Origin of the sequence: Streptomyces sp. NPDC056580 (assembly GCF_042793175.1) — a bacterium.
Classification (GTDB): domain Bacteria; phylum Actinomycetota; class Actinomycetes; order Streptomycetales; family Streptomycetaceae; genus Streptomyces.
This window is the reverse complement of the sequence record NZ_JBHTVE010000001.1, coordinates 340,271-363,724: the sequence shown is the minus strand read 5'-3', so window position 1 is coordinate 363,724 and position 23,454 is coordinate 340,271. Positions and strand designations below refer to the sequence as shown.

The following is a 23,454-nucleotide window of genomic DNA, read 5'->3' as shown; positions in this document are numbered from 1 at the left end:
CACCAGTGGAGTGTCCCGTCGGGCCGGGGCCGCCCGCGGACAAGGCCCCGGGCGGGGGCCGGACGCGCGGAGGTCCGCGGTACGCCCGGTCACCCGGGCGCACCGCGGACCTCCGGTCCCGTCAGCGGGTGCCGACCGCCGCGCGCACGGCCCGGCGGGCCAGCTGGCAGTCGTCGTGCAGCCGTCTGAGCAGCAGCCGCTGCTCCTCGCCGGACGGCACGGCGCCCGGAAGGGCCGTGGCCGGCGCCGCCGGGGCGGCTTCGTGCATCGCGCGCTGCACCGCCGTCTCGTACGTGCGGATCTCCCGGGTCAGCAGGAGCATCAGGTTCACAAGGAAGGCGTCCCGCGCGGCGGGACCCGCCGACTGGGCGATCTGGCTGATCTGACGCCGCGCCACCGGCGCGTCCCCGAGCACCAGCCACAGCGTCGCCAGGTCGTACCCCGGCAGGTACCAGCCCGCGTGCTCCCAGTCCACCAGCACCGGACCGGTCGGTGAGAGCAGGACGTTCGACAGCAGGGCGTCGCCGTGGCAGAACTGGCCCATCCCTTGGCGGCCCGCCGCGTGCGCGATGCCGTGCAGCAGCTTCTGCAGGTCGCCCAGATCCCGGTCGGTCAGCAGGCCCAGCTCGTGGTAGCGGGCGATGCGGGCCGCGTAGTCCAGCGGGGCGTCGAACGTGCCCGCCGGCGGCCGCCAGGCGTTCAGCCGGCAGATCGCGCCGAGCGCCGCCCGGATGTCCGGCCGGGGCGGGGCCTCCACCGGATGCCGCTGGAGCGCGGCCACCCGGCCCGGCATGCGCTCGATCACCAGGGTGCAGTTGTCCGGGTCCGCCGCGATCAGCCTCGGCACCCGCACGGGCGGGCGGTGCCGGACGAACGAGCGGTATGCGGCTATTTCGTGGCGGAACCGCTCGGCCCAGGCCGGTGACTGGTCCAGCAGACACTTGGCCACGGCCGTGCTGCGTCCCGTCGTCCCGACCAGGAGCACCGAGCGTCCGCTGCGGCGCAGCACCTGCACCGGGGCGAACTCCGGGCAGATCCGCTGCACCGAGGCGAGCGCGGTGCGCAGTTGCGCGCCCTGCGGACCGGAGAGGTCCAGTCTGCCGCTGAGCGGCTGGGAACCGGGCTGCCCGGGAACGCGCCGCGGCCGGCCCGCGCCCAGCACGGGAGCCGCCGGCCGCGCCGCCGGGTCGAGGTAGGGTCCGCCGCCCGCCGGGCGGGGACGCAGCGGCCGGGGCGGAGCGGACACGGAGGACGATGCTGCGTACATGGGAGATACAGATCCCTTCGTGTGCCTGCGGTGCCTGCCTGTACTTCCACGCTGTGCTGCGCCGACCCGGCCCGGCCGCCCGGGCACACCCTGGGGAGTGGGCCCGCTCTGGATGGTGACGACCGGGGCGGGGTGGCGCGTTCCTACTCGACACCCGGCGCCCAGTGGCACACCATCTGGCGCACCCTGGCGAACCGTGGCGAATAGTCGCCCGGCAACCGGCACGGGGCTACTGTCAAGTCAGCCGAGAACCTGGGGGCTTGACGTGAGCGGACAACCCAACACCCGCCTTGCGGACCTGTTCGGCCTGGCCGGCTGGTCGAAGGGCGAACTCGCGAGGCTGGTCAACAAGCAGGCGGCGGCCATGGGCCACCCTCAGCTGTCGACCGACACCTCCCGGGTGCGGCGTTGGATCGACACGGGAGAGATCCCGCGCGATCCCGTACCGCGGGTGCTGGCGGCCCTGTTCACCGAGCGTCTCGGCCGTGTCGTGACCATCGAGGACCTCGGTCTGGTACGGCACGGGCGCGCGGGAAGACGGCAGGGCGACGGGATCGACGAACATCCCGACGGCATGCCGTGGGCGCCCGAACGGACCGCCGCGGTCCTCACCGAATTCACGGGAATGGACCTCATGCTCAACCGACGCGGCTTGGTGGGCGCGGGTGCCGCGCTCGCCGCGGGATCCACACTCAGCAGCGCCATGTACGACTGGCTGCACACCGACCCTGTCCTGAAGGCCGACGCCCCCGTCGCCGACGTTCCCCTGCACGCCGACCCCGCTGGGTTCGACCGCTACGAGGCCGCCCCCATCGGGTCGCAGGAGATCGAGGAACTGGAGCGCTCCGTAGAGGTGTTCCGGGCGTGGGACGCGGCCCGCGGCGGCGGGCTGCAGCGCAAGGCGGTCGTGGGCCAGCTCAACGAGGTGGGCGGCATACTCGCCTACCACCACCCACCCCATCTGCAGCGGCGCCTGTGGGGCGTCGCCGCCAACCTCGCCGTCCTGGCGGGCTGGATGTCGCACGACGTCGGCCTCGAGCCCACGGCCCAGAAGTACTTCGTCATCGCCGCGCACGCCGCCCGCGAGGGCGGTGACCGGCCCCGCGCCGGGGAGGCGCTGTCCCGGGCGGCCCGCCAGATGGTGCACCTCGGCCGGCCCGACGACGCGCTGGACCTGATGAAGCTCGCCCAGTCCGGGGCGGGGGAGCGGCTCCAGCCGCGCACGAAGGCGATGTTCCACACCATCGAGGCCTGGGCGCAGGCGTCGATGGGCAAGGGCCAGGCGATGCGCCGCACGCTAGGCCGGGCGGAGGACCTGTTCGTCTCCGACCGGCAGGACGTCGAACCGCCGGGCTGGATGCAGACCTTCAAGGACGAGGACCTGTACGGCATGCAGGCCCTCGCCTACCGCACCCTCGCCGAGTTCGACCCGGACGCGGCCGTGCACGCACAGCACTACGCGGAGAAGGCGCTGGCCCTCCGGGTGGACGGCCGGGAGCGGTCGAAGATCTTCGACCATCTCTCCATGGCCTCGGCCTGCTTCATCGCCGACGATCCCGAACAGGCCGACCGCTACGCACGGCTGGCCCTGATGTCGATGGGCTCGAACTCCTCCCGGCGCACCTGGGACCGGTTGCGCGAGATGTACCGGCTCACCGCCGAGTACGCCGGATACCCGAAGATCCACCAACTGCGGGAGGAGATCGAGCTCGCCCTGCCGAAGCCCCGGGGCAGAGGCGACGCCGGCGCACCGGCGTGAGGCGCGGCCCCCCGCGTCCGGTCAGCCGGTCACCCTGGCCACGAGTACACAGGCGTCGTCCTCGCGCTCGGCCGCGCCGAACTCCTCCATGACCGTGCGCACACAGTCCTGGGCGGTGCGCGCCGTGCCGAACCGGGGCGCGAGGCCGAGCAGACGGTCCACGGCGCTCGTGGAGCCGTGGCCCGCCACGAGTCCGTCGGTGTGCAGCAGTACGAGGTCGCCGGGCTCCAGGGTGACTTCGGCCTGCCCGTAGGTGGCGCCCGTGGTGGCGCCGAGCAGGACGCCGTCCGGTGCGTTCAGCGAGCGCCCCGTCCCGTCGCGGTAGAGCAGCGGGGCGGGGTGTCCGGCCTGCGCCCACACCAGGGAGCGGTCCTCGGGCCGGTAGCGGCAGCAGACGGCGCTGCCCAGGGCCGGTTGCACGGTGGCGTCCAGTAACTGGTTGAGCATGGTGAGGAGTTCACCGGGCCGGGTGCCGGCCATCGCCATACCGCGCACCGCGCCGAGCAGCGTCGCCATGCCTGAGGTGACCGCGACACCGTGCCCGGTGAGGTCGCCGACGCTGAGGAGGGTGGCGCCGTCGGACAGTTCGAGCGCGTCGTACCAGTCGCCGCCGATCAGCGCGCCGGTCGTGGCGGGCAGGTAGTGGGCGGCCAGGTCGAGGGTGCGCGGCCCCTGGTGCGGGAGGCGCAGCGAGCCCCGCCAGGGCGGCAGCACTGCCTCCTGCAGTTCGACCGCCAGCCGGCGCTCGGTCTGCGCCCGCCTGCGGTGGTGCCGCAGCGAGTCGTGGCTCTCCCGTACCGTCCGCCGGTGCCGGCGGAGTTCGCTGACGTCCCGCAGCACGGCCCACATCGAGGTGGTGCCGCCGTCGGGGCCGAGCACGGGCTCGCCCATCATGTGCACGGTCCGCACCGAGCCGTCCGGCCGTACGACGCGGAACTCGCCGTCGATGGGCCGCGCGTCCACCAGGCAGTCGGTCACCATCGCGGTCAGTTTCGGCCGGTCCTCGTCCAGGACCAGGGAGGGCAGCTCGTCCAGGGTGAGCGCCGGCGCGGCCGGATCGCGGCCCAGGATCTCGTACAGCTCACCGGACCAACTCGCCTCGTCGGTGAGGAAGTTCCACTCCGCGCTGCCGACGCGGCTGAGCAGCGAGCCGGGCGTGGCGCCGGGCGGTGCGGGCCGCGGGGCCGGGACCTCGGCCGGCTCCGCCTCGGCGGTCTCCGGCCCGTCCCGGAGCTGGGCCAGGTGCGCGTCCAGGTCGTCGAGCTGGTGCAGCGCGAGGTCGTACAGCGCTCGCTGCCAGCGGTCCTGGGGGTCCGATCCGTCGTCGTGCGTGTCCCGCCGCACGGCGACCACGTCGCCCTTGAGCCGCCGCGTCTGCTTGATCAACGCCTCGACCGAGCCGCGTCCTGGCGGCTGGGCGGCTGAGCGGTCCGCGGAGACTGGGGACGGCATGACGCACTCCGATGGGGAGGGGACGGTACGGCCGGGTAGGACGGAGGGACCGTTACGACTGTTGCACAGCCCGCGACGCCCTGTAAGGGATTTGGCAACACACGATACGGTGGTGCTTCCGGCATATGCCAGAGTCTTCCGGGAGTGTTCCGGGGGTATGCGGCGCGTACCCGAACGGGAGCCCAAGTCGTAGGCGGGCTACGGTATTTGCGGCATGGCGGCGGGTTCCCGGGTCGCGCTCATCCGTGTGTTCGACGTTCTGGTGTCCCATCGCGGCGCACGCTGTTCGACGCGCATCAATTCTGTCCGGAATTGACGTCCTGTGAAAGTCCTTCGCGGACTCCTTAATTGCATGGACCTCATCGTCGAACAGCCCGCCCACGCCCGTCTCATCACCGCCGAGGACCGGGAACTGCCGGTGTCGGCCACCCTGCGCTACACGGCGGACGATCCACTGGCCGTCTTCGTGGACTTCCCGCCGGAGGCCACCCTGGCGGGCGACGAGGTCACCTGGACCTTCGCGCGTGCGCTGCTGGAGCAGGGGCTGCGGGCCCCGGCGGGCCACGGCGACGTACGGATATGGCCGCACGGCCGCGGCCGGACGGTGCTGGAGTTCCACTCGCCGAGCGGCCTCGCCCTGGTGCAGTTCCCGACCTCGGCGCTGCGCCGCTTCCTGCTGGACAGCCACGCCCTGGTGCCGGCCGGACAGGAGGACCTGGCGGCGGTCGTGGAGCGGGGACTGAGCAGCCTGTTCGACGGGGTCTGAACGCCGGGTCAGCGGCCGGCGCCGGCGTACAGGGCCGGGCGCGGGGCGAGCCGGACGGCCACCCGGCCACCGGTCTCCAGCGCCCGCACCCCGGCCTCGGCGACGGCGGAGGCCGCGTAGCCGTCCCAGGCGTCCGGACCCGTGACCTCGCCGCGCCGGGCGGCGTCCACCCACGCCTGCACCTCGCGGTCGTAGGCGCCGGCGAACCGGACCAGGTAGTCCTGCGCCACCTCCTCGCCCGCCGCGCCCCGGGTGGTGACGACCATGGTGTGCTCGTCGCCGATCCGGGCGCTGCCCGCCTCGCACACGGCCTCGCAGCGCACCTGGTAACCGAAGCCGCAGTTGACGAACACCTCGACGTCGACCAGCGCGCCGCGCTCGGTCTCGAAGATCACGAACTGCGGATCGGCCAGTCCCACGGGCGCGCCCGCCGAAGGCGCCGGACGCAGCACGGTCACCGCCGTCAGCTCCTGCCCGAGCAGCCAGCGGGCCGCGTCGATCTCGTGCGACACGGAGCTGTTGATCAGCATGGCGCTGGTGAAATGGCCGGGCGAGGAGACGTTGCGGTGCGTGCAGTGCAGCATCAGCAAACGGCCCAGGGAGCCGCCGTCGAGGAGCGACTTCAGCCGCAGGTACTCGGCGTCGTAGCGGCGCATGAAGCCGATCTGCGCCAGCCGGCGGCCGAGCCGGGCCTCGGCCTCGGCCACCCGCAGCGCACCCGCCGGATCCGGGACCATGGGCTTCTCGCACAGCACCGGCAGTCCCCGCCGGAAGGCGGCCAGCAGCGCCTCCTCGTGCGCGGGCCCGGGGGAGGCGATCAGCACGGCGTCGACGCCGGGCGCGTCCAGGACCCCCGCCGGGTCCGTGTGCACGGTGACGCCGTCGATGCCGGCGACCGCATCCCGCGCCCGCTCGGCATCGGGATCGGCCACGGCGGCCACCCTGGCGCCGCTGACCACTCGGTCCAGTCGCCGTATATGGTCGGCGCCCATGTGCCCGGCGCCCAGTACGGCCACACCCAGCAGGTCCCCCATGCGCGCGCTCCCTGTCGCCGGCGATCACGCCGTAGCGTACGCCGCCTGATGAGCGCTGTCCGGGGCGCCCTGGCGCCCCGGCACCGCCTCGGTACCGCAGCACCGCCCTCGGTACCGCGGCACCCCCGCGATCCCGTCGGCCTCGCCCAGCGTGCCGTCGGGGACGAAGCGCACGTCGGCCCCGGTCTCCAGGCACTGCTCGACGATCTCGTCGACGATGTCGTCACGGGAGTCCAGGTCGCCGGGCTCGGCCGGGACGAGGTGGTCGCCGTCGTCGCGGACGATCGTGCGGTAGTTCTCCTCCGCCGCGAGGAGCCGCACGCGGCCCGGCGTGCGCCGGATCCACTTCCGCCGGCGCACGGTCGAATCGGGCCACGACCTCGGCGCGCCGCTCCCGGGTGACCGAGCGATCGGCTTCCAGCCGCTTCTTGGCCTCTGCGGCCATGTTGCGCAGCCGGACCGGATCCTGGCCGTTCTCGGGTTCGCGGCGGTGCGTCGGCGTCAGGACGGACACCGCCGGGTAGGGACGCGCGCGGATCGTGAGGGACCCTCGTCGCCGGCCGCTCCGCTCCGCGGGGCGGGGAGGCCGTGCGGAACCCGTGCCGCGTCGCGGTGGCGGCACGGCCCTCCAGGGGTGTCCGTTCACGCGGTCGTCGCCGCCGCCGTCCCGGCGGACGGGCTTCGATACGAAGCGTTTACGCACAGTCGGCATTTCGGCCGAACAGACTTGCTATGGTGCAACTCGTCGGTAGCAACTGCTGCGGGGGGACCGCGAGGAGCCGTCGGACCGCGGCGGCCTGTGCGGAGGATCGAGCTCAACGACACGGCAACGGCGCCGGGTTGTAGCGAGCTCTCGGACGTGCGCGTGATGCCGCGCGCCGAACTCCTGTCTCCTCGCCACCTATTCAGACAGGTGAGACTCGTCCCATGGCACGATCCCTGGTCGAATTGCTGACCACGCACGCCTCGAACCACCCGGAGCGCACCGCCTACCGTCACCTCGTCACCGGTGACTGCGACGGAGAGATCCAGGAACTCACCTATCGCCGGCTGGCCGTACGCTCCCACGCCGTCGCCGCCTGGCTCCAGGAGCGCCGACTGGCCGGCTCGCGGGCCATGCTGCTGTACCCGCCCGGCCTCGACTTCGTCAGCGCGTACCTGGGGTGCCTCGCCGCCGGCGTGATCGCCGTACCCGGAGTGCCCCCGCAGGGCCGCGCGCAGAACCACCGGGCGCTGACCCGGATGAAGCGCCTGATGGCGGACGCGGACGCCAAGGTCGTGCTGGGCGACCGCGGCGTGCTCGCCGCCCTCGACGGCATGGCGGAGCACCTGCCCGAGCTCGGCCGGATCGCCCGCGTCGCCACCGAGGACATCCCCGACGAGCTGGCGGCCGGCTGGCGCGAACCCGAACTCACCCCGGACACCGTCGCGTTCCTCCAGTACACGTCCGGTTCGACCTCCGCGCCCCGCGGGGTCGCCGTCACCCACGGCAACCTTCTGGACAACGAGGCGGTCATCACCGAGTGCATGGGCCACACGCCCGAGGCGATGACCGCTCACGACCACGAGCTGTTCGTGAGCTGGCTGCCGGTCTACCACGACATGGGCCTGATCGGACCCGTCCTGAACACGTTCTACCTGGGAGCCACCGCCACCCTGTTCTCGCCGCTGCACTTCCTGCAGCGGCCGGCCCGCTGGCTCACCGCCGTCAGCCGCTACCGCCCGCACACCAGCGGCGGCCCCAACTTCGCCTACGAACTCGCCCTGAAGCACGCGGACCCTGAGCTGCTCGACGGCCTGGACCTCAGCTCGTGGAAGGTCGCCTTCAACGGCGCCGAACCGGTGCGCGCCGCCACCCTGCGCCGGTTCGCCGACACCTTCGGCGCGGCCGGCTTCCGCCGTGAGTCCCTCTACCCCTGCTACGGCCTGGCCGAGGCCACCCTGATGGTCACCGGCGCCACCGCGGGCACCGCGCCGACCCTGCTCGCCGCCGCCGACGGAGCCCCGAACGCGGGCGAGGCGGACGCCGCCGCCGTCGGCTGCGGCCGGCCCGGCCCCGGAGTGACCATGGTGATCGTCCACCCCGAGAGCGGGCAGGAGCTGCCCGAGGGCGAGACGGGCGAGATCTGGGTCGGCGGGGCCAGCGTCGCCAAGGGCTACTGGCGCAACGCCCTCGCCACCCGCCAGACCTTCCGGGCCGAACTCGCGGGACGCGAGGGCTGGTTCCTGCGCACCGGGGACCTCGGGTTCCAGCGCGGCGGCGAGCTGTTCGTCACCGGCCGGCTGAAGGACCTCATCGTCATCGACGGCCGCAACCACTACCCACAGGACCTCGAGCTGACCGCCGAACTCACCCACCCGGCGCTGCGCCCCGGATGCACCGCCGCGTTCTCCGTGGACGCCGGGACGGACGGCGAACGGCCCGTGATCGTCGCCGAGATAGCCCCGGACGACGCCGAAGAGTCGGAGAAGATCACCGATGTGATCCGCGGCGCCGTCGGCGAGGCCCACGGCGTGTCGCTGCGCGACGTCGTGCTGGTCCGGCCCGGCACCATCCCCAAGACGTCCAGCGGGAAGATCCAGCGCCGCGCCACCCGGGCGGCGTACCTCGAGGGCACGCTCGCCGTGGTGCCCCGGCCCGCCGTGTGACACCGCCCGCCGCCGGCGCGCCCACAGCGGCGCCGGCGGCCCGGCACGCCGCCGGCCGCGCCCTTCCGCACCCTTCGCCGTACCGCGCACATGGCGCCGGTACGGAGCCCAGCCTGAGCCCGAGTTCACGAGGACACCTGCCCAGATGCCTGCGAACGAGTCCCCGAAGCACACCCCCGAGCCGTCCCTGACGACCTCCGAGGGCGTCCGGGCCTGGCTGGTGTCGGCCGTCGCCGAGGCCGCCGGGACCGACCCGGCCCACCTCGACCCGCACCGGCCGCTCGCCGAACTCGGCCTGGGATCCCGGCACCTGGTCACCCTGGCCGCCGAACTCGGCGCGCTGACCGGCCGGCCCCTGGAACCGTCCCTCGTCTTCAACCACCCCACGATCGACGCCGTGGCGGCGGCCGTCTTCGCGGCGCCCGGGGCACACCCGGCGGCCCCGGACGCCGCCCCGGGCCCCGACCGCACCGGTTCCGGCGACGACGTGGCCATCGTCGCCATGGCCTGCCGCTTCCCCGGCGGCGCCGACGACCCCGAGGCCCTGTGGCGGCTGCTGGACGCCGGCCGGGACGCCGTCGGCGAGGTGCCGCCGGGCCGCTGGGACACCAGCGGCCTGCACGACCCCGACCCGGAGGCCGCCGGCAAGGCCTACACCCTGCGCGGCGGCTTCCTCGACGGCGGCATCGACCGCTTCGACGCGGCCTTCTTCGGCATCTCCCCGCGTGAGGCCGCCGCCATGGACCCCCAGCAGCGGCTGCTCCTGCAGACCGCCTGGGAGACGTTCGAACGCGCCGGCATCGTGCCGGAGTCCCTGAACGGCAGCTCCACCGGCGTCTACCTCGGGCTGTACGACAGCGGCTACCTCGCCACCGCCTCGCTGGGCCAGCTCGACGGACACGTCGGCACCGGCACGGCGGCCAGCGTGGCCTCCGGGCGCATCGCCTACACCCTCGGCCTGCAGGGGCCCGCGGTGACCGTGGACACCGCCTGCTCCTCCTCGCTGGTCGCCCTGCACCTGGCGGCGCGCGCCCTGGCGAGCGGGGAGTGCGACCTCGCCCTGGCCGGCGGCGCCACCCTCCTGGTCACCCCGCGCGGGCACGTCGAGTTCAGCCGGCTGCGCGGGTTGTCACCGTCCGGGCGGTGCAGCCCCTTCTCCGCCGACGCGGACGGCGTGGTGTGGGCCGAGGGCTGCGGACTCGTGCTGCTCAAGCGGCTCGCCGACGCACGCCGGGACGGCGACCGGATCCTGGCCGTGGTCAAGGGCTCGGCGATCAACCAGGACGGCCGCAGCCAGGGCCTGTCCGCGCCCAACGGCCCGGCGCAGGAACGGGTGTTGCGAGCGGCCCTGCACGCCGCCGGACTCGGCCCGCACGACCTGGACTACGTGGAGGCCCACGGCACCGGCACCCGGCTCGGCGACCCCATCGAACTCAGGGCGCTGGCCAACGTGTTCGGCCCGGACCGGCCGGCCGGACGGCCGCTCGGCATCGGCTCGCTGAAGTCCAACATCGGCCACACCCAGGCGGCCGCGGGCATCGGCGGCGTCATCAAGACCGTCCTCGCGCTGGGCCACGAGCACATACCGGCGTCCCTGCACGCCGAGCGGCCCACCGACCACATCGACTGGTCCGGCACCGGGCTGCGGGTCCCGGCCGAGGGGCTCGCCTGGCCGCGCGACGCGGACCGGGTACGCCGGGCGGGCGTCAGCGCCTTCGGGATCAGCGGCACCAACGCGCACGTGATCATCGAGGAGGCGCCGCACACCCCGGCCGTTCCGGCCGGTTCCGCCGACGCCGCCTCGGCTGATCCGGCGGGCTCCGCCTCGGCCGATCGTGCCGGTTCCGCCGCGGTGGATGCGGCCGGTTCCAACGCCCCCGCCCCGGCTGATCCCGCCTCGGCTGATTCGCTCGGTCCCGTCGCGGTCGATCCCGCCGGTTCTGTCTCGGCCGAACCCGCGGCCCCCGCCTCGGCCGATCCCGCCGGTTCCGCTTCGGCTGATCCGGCGGGCTCGGCCCTTGCAGACCACCGTGCCGGTTCCGCCGCGGTGGATGCGGCCGGTTCCAACGCCCCCGCCCCGGCTGATCCCGCCTCGGCTGATTCGCGCGGTCCCGTCGCGGTCGATCCCGCCGGTTCTGTCTCGGCCGAACCCGCCGCCCCCGCCCCGGCCGATCCCGCCTCGGCTGAGCCGGCCGCTTCCGCCACGCCCGATCCGGCCGGTTCCGTCGCCCCCGCCTCGCCCGATCCGGCCGGATCCAACCCGGCCGATCCGCTCGGTTCCGCTTCGGCTGATCCGGTGGGCTCCGCCCCGGCCGATCCGCTCGGTTCCGCCCCGGCCGGACAGGCCGCCCCCGCCTCGCCCGGCCCCGCCACCCCCGCCGAGCGCCTCGCGCCCGTCCTCTTCCCCCTCTCCGCCCGCAGCCCGTCCGCCCTTCGGGGACAGGCCGCCCGGTTGCTGGAAGCCCTCGAAGCGCGGCCCGGGCTGTCCCTGTCCGAGGTCGCCGCGACCCTCGCCCACCACCGCACCCACTTCGAGCACCGCGCCGTGCTCCACGCGCCCGACCGCGCCGGACTCCTCGACGGCCTGCGCGCCCTCGCCGGCGGTCGGCCCGACCCCGACCGGGTCATGGGACCCGGGCAGGCCGCTCCCGGCGGCAAGCTGGCCTTCGTCTTCCCCGGGCAGGGCAGCCAGTGGAGCGGGATGGCCCGCGACCTGCTGGACCGGGACCCCGTGTTCGCCGACGAACTCGACCGCTGCGACGCCGCCCTGCGCCCCTTCACCGACTGGTCGGTGACGGCCGTGCTGCGGGGCGACCCGGGCGCCCCGCCGCTGGACCGCGTGGACGTCGTCCAGCCCGCCCTGTTCGCCGTGATGGTGTCGCTGGCCGCCGTGTGGCGGGCCCGGGGCGTGCTCCCGGACGCCGTGATCGGGCACAGCCAGGGCGAGGTCGCCGCGGCCTGCGTCGCCGGCGCCCTGAGCCTCAACGACGCGGCCGCCGTGGTCGCCCTGCGCAGCCAGGCCCTTACCGGCCTGGCCGGCACCGGCGGCATGGCCGTCGTCGCGCTGCCCCACACCGAGGTGGAGCCCCTGCTCGGCGACGGGGTCTCGGTCGCCGCCGTCAACAGCGGCCGGGCGACCGTGGTCGCCGGCGCCGTGGAACCGCTCGAGACCCTGCTCACCGGACTCGAGGCACGCCAGGTGTTCGTCCGCCGCCTCGACGTCGACTACGCCTCGCACAGCGACCGGGTCGAGCCCGTCCGCGAGCGGATCCTCGACGAACTCGACGGCGTCGTCACCTGCCCGACGGACATCGCCTGGTACTCCACCGTCACCGCCGAACCGGTCACCGACGAACTGGAGGCCGGCTACTGGTACACCAACCTGCGCGAGACGGTCCGCTTCGCACCCGCCGTCGAACGCATGCTCGCCGACGGCTACCGCCACTTCGTCGAACTCAGCCCCCACCCCGCCCTGCTCACCGCGCTGCGCACCCTCGGCGAGGACACCGGCCGGGAACCGGCCGCCGTCGGTTCGCTGCGCCGTGACGAGGACGGCCCCGCCTGCCTGGACCGGGCCGCCGCCGAACTCCACGTCCACGGACGCCGGATCGACTGGCGCCGCCTGGTCCCCGACGGCGCCGGCGCCGACCTGCCCACCTACGCCTGGGACCTGCTGCGCCACTGGACCGAGCCGGAGTCCGGCGCCGGCGGTCCCCTCCTGTTCGACCGCGCCGCGCACCCGTTGCTCGGGGTACAGCTCCAGTCCGCCGACGAGACCCGCTGGACCTTCCGCGGCGAGTGGTCCCCGGCCACCGCCGACTGGCTGCCCGACCACACCGTCTTCGGCCGTACCGTGGTCTCCGGCACCACCCTGCTGGAGCTGTGCCGTGCCGCGCTCGCGGTGGCCCGCCCGGACGAGCCCGCCGACATCACCGACCTGCTGCTGGTCGGCCCGCTCGTCCTGCCCGGCACCGGCACGGTCGAGGTCTCCGTCGAGGTCGTCACCGACGGACCGGTGCCCGAGATCACCGTGCACAGCCGCCCGCGCGGCCAGGACGCCCCCGGCTGGACCCCGCACGCCACCGCGTCCGCCGCCCCCTCGGCCCCGCTCACCCCGGAGCGGCCGCCCACGTGGCCGGAGACCGCCGAAGAGGCCTGGACCGAGGGGACCTACGACCGGCTGGCCGGGCTCGGCCTCGGCTACGGGCCCGCCTTCCAGGGCGTACGGTCGGCGGTCGTCACCGGCGACGGGGAACTCCTGGCCCGTCTGTCGCTGCCGGCCGACGCCCGTGACGCCGCCGACCCCTACCCCGTGCACCCTGCCCTGCTGGACGCCGCCCTGCAGGTGACGGCCGCGCTCGGCCCGGCCGGACGACGCGCCCTGCTCCCGGTCGCCGTGGGCCGCTGCACCCTGCCGGCCGCACCCGCCGGCGACCTCACCGCGCGGGTGCGGCGCACCGGCGGCACCGGCACCGACGTCACCCTGGACGTCACCCTGTGGGACGCCGACGGCCTGCCCGCCGGACGCCTCGAGGCCGTACGCCTGCGCGCCGCCGACCCCGCCGACCTCGACGCCGGCTCGGAGAACGCGCGGCACCTGTACGAGGTGGCGTGGACGGCCGCCGGCGAGCAGCCAGCCGAGCCGCCGGGCCTCACCTGGGCCGTGGCCGGCGACCCCGCCGACCCGCAGGCCGAGGCCGCCCGGCACGCCCTGCCCGGCACCGAGGAACGCGCCCACCTCGCCGTACGCTTCTGGCCGCGCCCCGCGCCGGACGCCGAACCGGTCGCCGTCGCACACGAGACGGCCGCCCGCGCCCTCGCGGAGCTGCGCCGGCTCATCACGCTCCCGCAGAGCGAGGCGCCCGCGCGGACCGTGTGGGTGACCCGCGGCGCCATCGCCGCCGCCGACGGCGACCCGGTGCCCGGGTACGCCCAGTCGGTGCTGTGGGGCATGGTCCGCAGCGCGCGCGCCGAACACCCGGACCTGGGACTGACCCTGCTCGACCTCGGCCTCGACGACGCAGCCGACCCCGCACCCGCGCTCAGGGCCGCCGCCGCTCTCGCCGACGAGCCGGAAATCGCCTGGCGGGACGGCGAGTTGCTCACGCCCCGGCTGGTCCGGGCGCGCCTGGCCGGCCCCGGGCGTCGGCCGGACGAGGGCGCGCGGGCACCGGGCCGGGACCGGACCGCCGCGGTGCCCACCGACGGAACCGTCCTCGTCACCGGCGGCCTGGGCGCCGTCGGCGGCCACATCGCCCGGCTCCTCGCCGAACGCGGTGTGCCGAGGCTGCTGTTGACGGCACGGGGCGGCGCCGGGGACCCGCGCGCCGAGGAGGCCGTCGCCGCGCTGACCGCGCTCGGCGCGCGGGCCGAGGTCGTCGCCTGCGACGTCACCGACCCGGCGGCGATCGCCGGCGTGCTCGACGCGGTGGGCGAGGAGTTCCCGCTGCGCGGTGTCGTCCACTGCGCCGGCGTCCTCGACGACGGCGTGATCGGCGAGCTGACCCCGGAACGGCTGGAGCGGGTGCTGCGCCCCAAGGCCGACGGCGCCGCCCATCTGCACCGGCTCACCGCCGGCGCCCGTCTCGACCTGTTCCTGCTGGTGTCCTCGGCCGCCGGTGTCGTGGGCAACCCGGGCCAGGGCAACTACGCGGCCGCCAACGTCTTCCTCGACCAGCTCGCCCACCACCGGCGGGCCTCGGGCCTGCCCGGCCTCTCCCTCTCCTTCGGCGCCTGGGCCGGCCAGGGCCTCGCCGCCGCCCACGCCGACCTGGACCGCATGGCCCGCCTCGGACACCGCGCCCTCACCCCGGAACAGGGCCGCGACCTGGCGGCACTGGCCCTGCGCGGCGACACCCCGCACCTGGTCGCCTGGGCTCTGGACCTGCCCCGCCTGCGCACGACGGAGGCCGCGGGCACCGCCCTGTGGCGCTCGCTGCTGCCCGCGCCCCGCACCGGCGCCGCGGCGGGCGGCGCCCTGGCCGGCCGGCTGGCCGGGTTGCCCGCACCCGAGCGGGCCGAACGCGTGCTGGCCCTGGTCCGCGAGGAGGCGGCCCGCGCCCTCGGACTGCGCTCCGCCGAGTCCGTGCACCCCGGCCGGCCGCTGCGCGACCTCGGCATGGACTCCGTCACCGCCGTCGAACTGCGCAACCGCCTCGCCGCCCGGCTGGGCGTCCGGCTGCCCGCCACCCTGCTCTTCGACCACCCGACCGCCGACCGGCTGGCCGAGTACCTGCTGGCCCACGCGCTCGGCGACGCCGCCACGGGCCCGGCGCCGGCCCCGGCGCGGACGCACCGGACCGCACCGGCCACCGGCGAACCCGTCGCGATCGTGGCCATGGCCTGCCGGCTCCCCGGCTCGGTGACCGACCCGGAGGGCCTGTGGCAGCTTGTCGCCGAAGGCCGGGACGCGGTCGGCCCGTTCCCGGCGGGACGCTGGGACGTCGACGCGCTGTACGACCCCGACCCGGACGCCCCCGGCAAGTCCTACGCCCGCGAGGGCGGCTTCCTGGACGACATCGAGTCCTTCGACGCAGGCTTCTTCGGCATCACCCCGAAGGAGGCCGCCGCCATGGACCCCCAGCAGCGGCTGCTGCTGGAGACGGCCTGGGAGGCGCTGGAGCGGGCCGGCATCGTGCCCGCCCGGCTCGCGGGCAGCACCACCGGCGTCTACGTCGGCATGTTCGGCAGCGACTACCTGGCCGGCTCCCGCCTCGACCAGCTCGACGGCTACGTGGGCACCGGTTCGGCGCTCAGCGTCGCCTCCGGCCGCCTGGCGTACGCGCTCGGCCTGCACGGCCCGGCGCTCACCGTGGACACGGCCTGCTCCTCCTCACTGGTCGCGACCCACCTCGCCGCCCAGGCACTGCGCGCGGGCGAGTGCGACCTGGCGCTGGCCGGCGGGGTGACCCTGATGGTGACCCCGCAGACCTTCGTGGAGTTCAGCCGGCTGCGCGGGCTCTCCCCGACCGGGCGCTGCCGCGCCTTCTCCGACGACGCCGACGGCGCCATCTGGGCCGAGGGCGCGGGCATGCTCGTCCTCAAGCGGCTCGGCGACGCCCGCCGGGACGGCGACGAGGTGCTGGCCGTGCTGCGCGGCACGGCGGTCGGCCAGGACGGCCGCAGCCAGGGCCTGTCCGCGCCCAACGGACCGGCCCAGGTACAGGTCGTGCGCCGCGCGCTGGAACAGTCCGGACTCGGCCCCGCCGACATCGACTACGTCGAGGCCCACGGCACCGGCACCAGCCTCGGCGACCCGATCGAGGCCAACGCACTCGCCGAGGTCTTCGCCGGGTCCCGGCCCGGCGGCCGCCCGCTGTACCTGGGATCGCTGAAGTCCAACATCGGTCACGTACAGGCCGCTTCGGGCGTCGCCGGACTCATCAAGGTCGTGCAGGCGCTGCGGCACCGGACCCTGCCGCCCACCCTGCACGCCGGCACCCCCAGCCGGCACGTGGAGTGGGAGGACAGCGGACTGCGGCTGCTCCAGGAGCCGGTGGCCTGGCCGGAGGCGGAGGGGCGGGTGCGGCGGGCCGGTGTCAGCGCCTTCGGGATCAGCGGCACCAACGCCCATGTCATCGTGGAGGAGGCACCCGCCCGTCCCGCGGAGGAACCGGAGGACCCGGACGGCAGGCGGCTGTTCGTGCTCTCCGGGCGCAGCGAGGCCGGGCTGCGCGGACAGGCCGCCCGGCTCGCCCGGTACGTCGCCGCCGGCGCCGCCCTCCCGGACGTCGCCCACACCCTGGCCCGGCACCGCAGCCACTTCGAGTGGCGCGCGGCGGTCGTCGCGGACGGCCGGGAGGAGCTGCTCTCCTCGCTCAGGGCACTGGGCGGCGGCCGCAAGCCGGTGCCCGCGCCGCGCGAGGACCAGTCCGGCAAGGTCGCCTTCGTCTTCGCCGGACACGGCGGCCAGTGGACGGGTATGGGCCTGGGGCTGATGTCCCGGTCGGAGGCCTTCCGGACCGAGCTGACCCGGATCGACGCCGCCGTCGAACGGCAGGCCGGCTGGTCGGTGCTCAACGTGCTGCGCGCACCGGAGGAGTTCTCCCCGCTCGACCGCACCGAGTACCTCCAGCCGGTCCTGTTCGCCGTGAACGCGGCCCTCGCCGCCGCCTGGCGCGAACTCGGCGTCACCCCGGACGCTGTGGCCGGACATAGCCTCGGGGAGATCGCCGCCGCCTACAGCGCGGGCGCCCTCGCCCTGGAGGAGGCCGTGACCGCGGTGACCGGCCGGGCCCAGGCGGTCGTGCCGCTCGTCGGCCGCGGCGGCATGCTCGCCGTGGAACTGCCGCCCGCCGACGTCGAGGACCTGCTGCGGCCCCACGCCGGGAAGCTGTTCGTCGCGGCGGTCAACGGCCCCGCCGCCACCGCCGTCTCCGGCGAGTCGCAGGCGCTCACCGCGCTGCGCGGGGAACTCGCCGGACGAGGCGTCGCCACCCGGGTGCTGACCACGCCGTTCGCCTCCCACACCCCGCTCGTGGAACCCCTGCGCGCGGAACTCCTCGACCGCTTCGCCGGCGTCCGCGGCACCCTCGCGCCCACCCCCTTCTACTCGTCGGTGCTGGCCGAACCGGTCCCCGGCGACCGCCTGGACGCCGCCTACTGGTACGACAACTTGAGCCGGCCGGTCCGCTTCGCGGACACGATCAGGCGGATGCTGGACGACGGCTACCGCCACTTCGTCGAACTCAGCCCGCACCCCTCGCTCACCGCGGCGATCGAGTCGGTCGCGGCCGAGGCCGGCGTCGACGCGTCCGGCATCGGCTCGCTGCGCCGCGGCCGGGACGGGGACGACGTACTCCTCGGCAGGCTCGGGGAGTTGTACACGGCCGGGCACGACCCCGACTGGACCGCGCTGCACCCGCGCGGCCGCCGCGCCGACCTGCCCACCTACGCCTTCGCCCGGGAACGCCACTGGCTCGCCCCGGTCCGGTCGGACGCCGCCTCGGGCGGCTCACCGCTGCTCGGCGCCCACGTCCAGGCCAGCGACGAGCCGGGCCGGGACCTCTTCCAGACCGAGATCGACCTGAACGACGGGCGCTTCGCCTACCTGACCGACCACCGCGTCACCGGCGAGGTGTGGCTGCCGGGCGCCGCCCTGCTGGACATGGTGCTGGAGGCCGCGACCGGCCTCGAGGCCGAGGACGACGACGTGCGACTGACCGACGTCCGCTTCGTCCAGCCGCTGCGGCTGGACGCCGGCCGGCCCGTACGCCTGCAACTCGCGCTGCGCCCGGCCGAGGACGGCCACCGCGACTTCACGGTCTCCTCCGCCCCGGCCGGACGGCGGCAGTGGCAGCGGCACGTCACCGGCCGCCTCGTCCTCGCCCCGGAAACCGCCCCGGAATCCGCCCCGGCCGACGGTCCCGGACTCGCCGCGCTGCGCGACCGGTGCACCGAGCGGGTCGACGTGAGCGCCCTCTACGCGGGCCTCGCCGCCCTGGGCATCGAGTACGGGCCCGCCTTCCGCGGCCTGGAGGACGGCCGCCGGGACGGCGGCACGGCAGCCCTCGCCCGTCTTGCCGCCCGGCCCGCCGCAGGGCACCTGCTGCACCCGGCCACCCTGGACGCCTCCTTCCACAGCGCGGCCCTGCCCGCCGCGGCGCCCGCCGGCCGGGCCTTCGTCCCCGCCGGAGCCGGCCTCGTGCACCACAGCGGTACGCGGACCGCGCCCGCCTGGGTGAGCTGCGACCTGCGCTCGGTCGACGGCGACACGGCCACCCTGGACCTGCGCCTGTGGGACGAGGACGGCCGACTCGTCCTGGCCGTCGACGAGTTCCGGCTCGCCGCGCTGTCCCCGCTGGACGGCGCCCTCTTCGAGACCCGTTGGCAGCCCCGCCCCGAGGCGCAGGAACCGCCCGGCGAGGGCGGCTGGCTGATCCTCGCCGACGACGGCGGAACGGCCGGCGAACTCGCCTCCCGGCTGGACGGCCGGGTGCCCTTCGTCGTCGCCCGCCGCGGCGCCGAGTACGCCGTCGAGGCCCCCGGCCGCCACGTCCTGGACCCGGCCGACCCCGCGCAGCTCGCCCGGCTCCTGGACGAGGCCTTCGGGGGCGCGCCGCCCGAGCGGATCGTCCAGCTCTCCGCGCTCGACGCCCCGCCGGTCACGGACGGCCGCGACGCCGAGGAAGCGGCCCGGCTGTGCTGCCTGACCACACTGCACCTGGTCCGGGCCGTCACCGGCCGCGACCGCCCGCGGGGCGGCACACCGCGCCTGTTCGTCGTCGTACGCGGCAGCCAGGCCGCCGGTGACAGCACCGCCGTGACCCACCCGGAGCAGGCCCTCGCCTGGGGGTTCGCCCTCGCCGTGGCCCAGGAGCACCCGGAACTCGCCACCACCGTCGTCGACCTGCCCGCCGAAGGCGGCGCCGACCGGCTGTGGACGCAGTTGTGGCACGCGGACGACGAACGCCTGGTCGCCCTGCGCGACACCGGCCGGCTCGTGCCGCGGCTGACCCGCACCCGGCCCGACGACGACGGCCACCGCGGACAGCCGGACGGCGTACACCTGGTCACCGGTGGCCTCGGCGGGCTCGGCCGGGTCGTCGCCGAACGCCTGGTCGGCCGGGGCGTCCGGCGGATCGCCCTGCTCGGCCGTGGCACCCCGGACGCGGCCGCCCGTGCCTGGATCGCCGGCCTCGAACAGCGCGGGGCCGTGGTCCACCTGGCACGCGCCGACGTCGCCGACCGCGACGGGCTCACCGCCGCCCTGGACGCCGTACGCCGCGAGGCCGGCCCGATCACCGCCGTGGTGCACACGGCCGGTGTCCTCGACGACGCCACCCTGGCGAACCTCACGGAGGAACGCGTCCTGCGCGTCCTCGCGCCCAAGGTGCTCGGCACCGCCCTGCTCACCGAACTCGTCCCCGAGGCCGGCAGCCTGGTGCTGTTCGCCTCCGCCGCGGGGCTGCTCGGCTCGGCGGGACAGAGCCCGTACTCGGCGGCCAACGCCTTCCTCGACGCCTGGGCGCACCACCTCTCCCGCAGCGGCCGGCGGGCGCTCAGCCTGGACTGGGGCGCCTGGAGCGGGGTCGGCATGGTCGCCGGGTCCGGCACCCGGGCCGCCGAGACCGGCCGCTCGGGCCTCATCGCCTTCTCCCCGCAGGACGGAGGCGAACTGTTCGACCGGGTGCTGGACACCGGCCGCCGCCAACTCGCCCCCATGGCACTCGACATGGAACTGCTCGCGCTGGACCCGGACGCCGCCCGCGGCCGGCCACTGCTCGCCGACCTGGTGACCGTCCCGGCCACCGGCGCGGACGGCGACGACCTCGTGCGGCGGGTGTTCGCGGCCGCCACCGAGGAGGAGCGCGCCGAGTGGCTCGAGACCTACGTACGGGCCCGGGTCGGCGAGGTCTCCGGCGGCGCCGTGGACGTCTTCGCCACCACCGCCCTGAAGGAACTCGGCCTCGACTCGCTGATGCTGGTCCGGCTGCGCAACGCCTTCGCCCGCGAGCTGGGCGTCGAACTCCCCGCCGCCGACGTGTTCTCCGCCGCCGACATCCGCGGCCTCGCCCGCGCCCTCGGCGAAGGACTGCCCGAGCGCACCGCACCGGCCGGCGCGGAACAGGGCGCCGCCGCGCGGCCGGTGCCGGAGACCGAACTGCGGCCCGCCACCCGGGACGTCGTACGCCTCCTGCGCAGCGCCCAGCCCGGCATGCCGCACGCGGCCCACGGCGTCGGCCTCGCCGTGCGCCTCACCACCCCGGTCACCCGGGAGCGCCTCACCGGCATCGTCGACCGCCTCGTAGCCCGGCACGCCGCCCTGCGCACGGCCGTCGTGACCGGCGCCGAGGGCGGCCGGCAGCTCCGCGTGGACCGGGAACTGCCCGCGCCGCCGCTGCGCTGGACCGAGGGCACGGACATCGACGCAGCCGAGCGGCTGCGGCTGCTGCTGGAACCCCGGTTCGACCTGGCGGCCCCGCCGCTGTGGCGGTTCGAGCTGGCCGACGGCGGCCCGCACGACCAGGTCCTGCTGTTCGGCGCCCACCACGCGGTCAGCGATCTGCAGTCCCTGCTGCTGGTGGCCGCCGAGATCGACGCCGAGCTGTCCGGCGGCCCGCTGGACGGCACCGTCACCAACCGGGACGTGGACCTGCTGATCGAGGCCCAGCAGGGTGGCGGGGAGGGCCCCGGCGACGAGTGGCGCGCCGCCTTCCGGGGCGCCGAACGGCTCGACCTGACCCTCGCTCGTCCGCGCCCGGACACCCGCTCGTACCGGTCCGGCAGCGTCACCGTGACCGTCCCCGACGGGCTCATGCGGCGCGTCGCGGACGCCTCCGGCGGCCTGGGCGTCACCCCCGCCGCCTACTGCCTCGGCACCCTCACCGTGCTGCTGGCCCGGATGCGGGAGCGGGAGCGGTTCGTGCTCGCGGTGCCGGTGGACACCCGCATCCACGCCGACGCCTTCGGCGCGGTGGGCTTCTTCGGCGTCCCCGTGCCGTTCCCCGCGCAGGCGGAGGCGGGGGAGCGGATCGCGGACGTGCTGCTGCGCACCGACCGCCGGCTGCGGCAGATCCTGGCGAAGGGCGCCATGTTCTCCGACACGCTCGCCACCCTCGCCCGGCAGGGCCTGCACCGGCCCAACGCGCCGCTCGTCGAGGTCTACTTCAACTACGTGCGCTTCTCCGGCGAGTTGAAGCACCTGGAGGTGCTGCCCGCCGGTGTCGGGCACACCGACCTGGATCTGATGATCACCATGACCCCGGACGCGGGCACCGTACGCCTCGACCACAACCTCGACATCCTGGACGCGGACACGGCGGCCCGGCTGGGCGAGGACTTCCTCCGCCTGCTCGCCCGGAACACCGAGGACGCCACCGGCCCCGTCCGCGAGCGGCGGCCCGAACCGCCGCGCGAGAACCGGCCCGAGCCGCGGCGCGAGAAGGGGACCGAGCCGGTGCGCGGGCGCGAGTCCGAGCCGCCCGCCGGACCCCGTATCGCCCTGGCCGCCACCTTCGCGCTCGGCCATCTGCCCCTGATGTGCGAGGCGGCCCTGGAGGAGGAGCGGGCGAGTGCCGCCGAGGCGCCGTACCACCAGGTGCTGGCCGCCCTGCAGGACCCGTCGGGCGTCCTCGCCGACCCGGCCACCGCGGTGGGCGTCGTCCTGCTGCGGGCCGCCGACCTGGAACGCTTCGGCCCGGTGGACGACACCCTCCTCGCCGAACTGCGCCACGCCTACCCGGCCGCCCTGAAGTCCCTCGCCGAGCGCACCCGCCGGCCCCTCGTCGTCGGCATCCTGCCCAGCGCCCGCGGCACCGACCGGCTCCTCGACTGGGAACGCGGCGTCGCCGCCGACCTGGCCGAGTCGCCGGGGATCGCGGTCCTCGGGCCCGACGAGTGGACCCGTGACCACGCCGTCGAGCGACGCTTCGACGAGCGCACCGAACGGCTCGCCCACCTGCCCTTCACCCCTGACTTCCAGGCCGCGGTCGCCCTGCGCCTCGCGGAGGTGGTACGGGTCGCCCTGCGGCCCGCGCCCAAGGTGATCGCCGTGGACGGCGACGAGACCCTGTGGGGCGGCGTGGCGGGCGAGACCGGCCCGGACGCGGTGGACCTCACCGGCCCCCGCGCGGTGCTCGCCCGCAGGCTGCTGCGGTGGCGGGCGTCGGGCGCCCTGCTGGTCCTGGTCAGCAACAACGACGAGGCCACCGTCCGCGCGGTCCTGGACCGGCCCGAAAGCCCGCTCAAGGCCGAGCACTTCAGCGTGATCTCGGCCGCCTGGGAGCCCAAGCCCGCCCGCCTCGCCGACGCGGCCCGCACCCTGAGTCTCGGTCTTGACGGCTTCCTGTTCCTCGACGACAACCCGGCCGAGATCGCCAGGATGCGCTCGGCACTCCCGCAGGTGCTGTCGGTGACCTGCCCGCCGGCCGGTGAACTCGCGGCGTTCCTCGACCGGTTGTGGCCCCTTGTCCCGGCCGCGGCGACGGCGGAGGACACGCTCAGGGCCGGGTTCTACGAGGCCGAACGCGTCAGGGACGCCGTCCGCGCGGGCGCCGGGTTCGAGGAGTTCCTGGACCGGCTGGACCTGGAGGTCGACATCCGCGAACTCACCGAGGCCGACGTCGAACGCGGCGAACAACTGGTGCGCCGTACCAACCAGTTCACCCTGCGCGCCCGCTCCGCCGACGGCGGGGATCTCACCCGGTGGCGCGAACGGGGCGAGGTGTGGACGGCGGCGGCCCGTGACCGGTTCGGCGACTACGGCCAGATCGCGCTGCTCGCGGTCGCCGTCGACGGCGACCTGCTCGACGTCCTCGCCTGGCCGATGAGCTGCCGCGCCCTCGGCCGCGGGGTCGAGGAACGGCTGCTCGCCTGGCTCGCCGACCGGGCCGGCGAGCTGGGCTGCGCCAAGGTCCGCCTCACCGCGGAGCGCACCCCGCGCAACGCACCCGCCCGACGGCTGCTCGCCGCACTCGGCGGCGGCGACCCCGACGACGCACGGCTGGACGTCGTCGTCACGCCCGAGCATCTGCGGGCGTTCCGCTCCTGGGAGCAGCAGTGAGCGACAAGACCGAGCACAACGCGA

At 75.5% G+C, this 23,454-nt stretch carries 7 protein-coding genes and 1 pseudogene; 4 read left to right on the top strand and 4 right to left on the bottom strand.

Translation table 11 applies throughout. The annotated features are described in order from the left end of the window. Positions 1-121: 121 nt before the first annotated feature. Positions 122-1,267, bottom strand: coding sequence for an aminoglycoside phosphotransferase family protein (locus tag ACFQ9Z_RS01655; protein WP_383009500.1), 1,146 nt, complete (start codon positions 1,265-1,267; stop codon positions 122-124). A gap of 265 nt (positions 1,268-1,532) precedes the next feature. Here ACFQ9Z_RS01655 and ACFQ9Z_RS01650 point away from each other — a divergent pair, with 265 nt between their 5' ends. Continuing rightward, positions 1,533-3,026, top strand: a complete 1,494-nt coding sequence (locus ACFQ9Z_RS01650; RefSeq protein ID WP_383009498.1) for a hypothetical protein — start codon at positions 1,533-1,535, stop codon at positions 3,024-3,026. A gap of 21 nt (positions 3,027-3,047) precedes the next feature. Here the strand turns inward: ACFQ9Z_RS01650 and ACFQ9Z_RS01645 are convergent, their stop codons facing one another. Next, complete coding sequence (locus tag ACFQ9Z_RS01645) at positions 3,048-4,478, bottom strand: PP2C family protein-serine/threonine phosphatase (RefSeq protein WP_383009496.1); 1,431 nt, start codon at positions 4,476-4,478, stop codon at positions 3,048-3,050. Between the two features lie 352 nt (positions 4,479-4,830). Between ACFQ9Z_RS01645 and ACFQ9Z_RS01640 the strand changes: the two genes are divergently transcribed. Beyond that, entirely contained in the window at positions 4,831-5,244 is a 414-nt protein-coding gene (locus tag ACFQ9Z_RS01640) for an SsgA family sporulation/cell division regulator (RefSeq protein ID WP_383009494.1), read from the top strand. Positions 5,245-5,252: 8 nt separating this feature from the next. Here ACFQ9Z_RS01640 and ACFQ9Z_RS01635 read toward each other — a convergent pair whose 3' ends face one another. Then, a complete protein-coding gene (locus ACFQ9Z_RS01635; protein ID WP_383009492.1) occupies positions 5,253-6,278 on the bottom strand; it encodes a Gfo/Idh/MocA family protein in 1,026 nt (341 codons plus the stop codon). A 111-nt stretch (positions 6,279-6,389) separates the two neighbouring features. Further along, positions 6,390-6,816: pseudogene (locus ACFQ9Z_RS01630) on the bottom strand (hypothetical protein); the annotation flags it as partial. Between the two features lie 389 nt (positions 6,817-7,205). Between ACFQ9Z_RS01630 and ACFQ9Z_RS01625 the strand changes: the two are divergent. Both ACFQ9Z_RS01625 and ACFQ9Z_RS01620 read left to right on the top strand, forming a co-directional pair. Further along, positions 7,206-8,927 (top strand): fatty acyl-AMP ligase, encoded by a 1,722-nt coding sequence (locus tag ACFQ9Z_RS01625; protein WP_383009490.1) that lies wholly within the window; start codon positions 7,206-7,208, stop codon positions 8,925-8,927. A gap of 145 nt (positions 8,928-9,072) precedes the next feature. Next, positions 9,073-23,430, top strand: a complete 14,358-nt coding sequence (locus ACFQ9Z_RS01620) for an SDR family NAD(P)-dependent oxidoreductase (protein ID WP_383009488.1) — start codon at positions 9,073-9,075, stop codon at positions 23,428-23,430. The last annotated feature ends 24 nt before the right edge of the window (positions 23,431-23,454 follow it).

Excerpts from the sequence above, each read along its gene's own strand:
- ACFQ9Z_RS01655 (WP_383009500.1), bottom strand. The coding sequence starts at position 1,267 with ATGTACGCAGCATCGTCCTCCGTGTCCGCTCCGCCCCGGCCGCTGCGT.
- ACFQ9Z_RS01645 (WP_383009496.1), bottom strand. The coding sequence starts at position 4,478 with ATGCCGTCCCCAGTCTCCGCGGACCGCTCAGCCGCCCAGCCGCCAGGA.
- ACFQ9Z_RS01640 (WP_383009494.1), top strand. The coding sequence starts at position 4,831 with ATGGACCTCATCGTCGAACAGCCCGCCCACGCCCGTCTCATCACCGCC.
- ACFQ9Z_RS01635 (WP_383009492.1), bottom strand. The coding sequence starts at position 6,278 with ATGGGGGACCTGCTGGGTGTGGCCGTACTGGGCGCCGGGCACATGGGC.
- ACFQ9Z_RS01625 (WP_383009490.1), top strand. The coding sequence starts at position 7,206 with ATGGCACGATCCCTGGTCGAATTGCTGACCACGCACGCCTCGAACCAC.
- ACFQ9Z_RS01620 (WP_383009488.1), top strand. The coding sequence starts at position 9,073 with ATGCCTGCGAACGAGTCCCCGAAGCACACCCCCGAGCCGTCCCTGACG.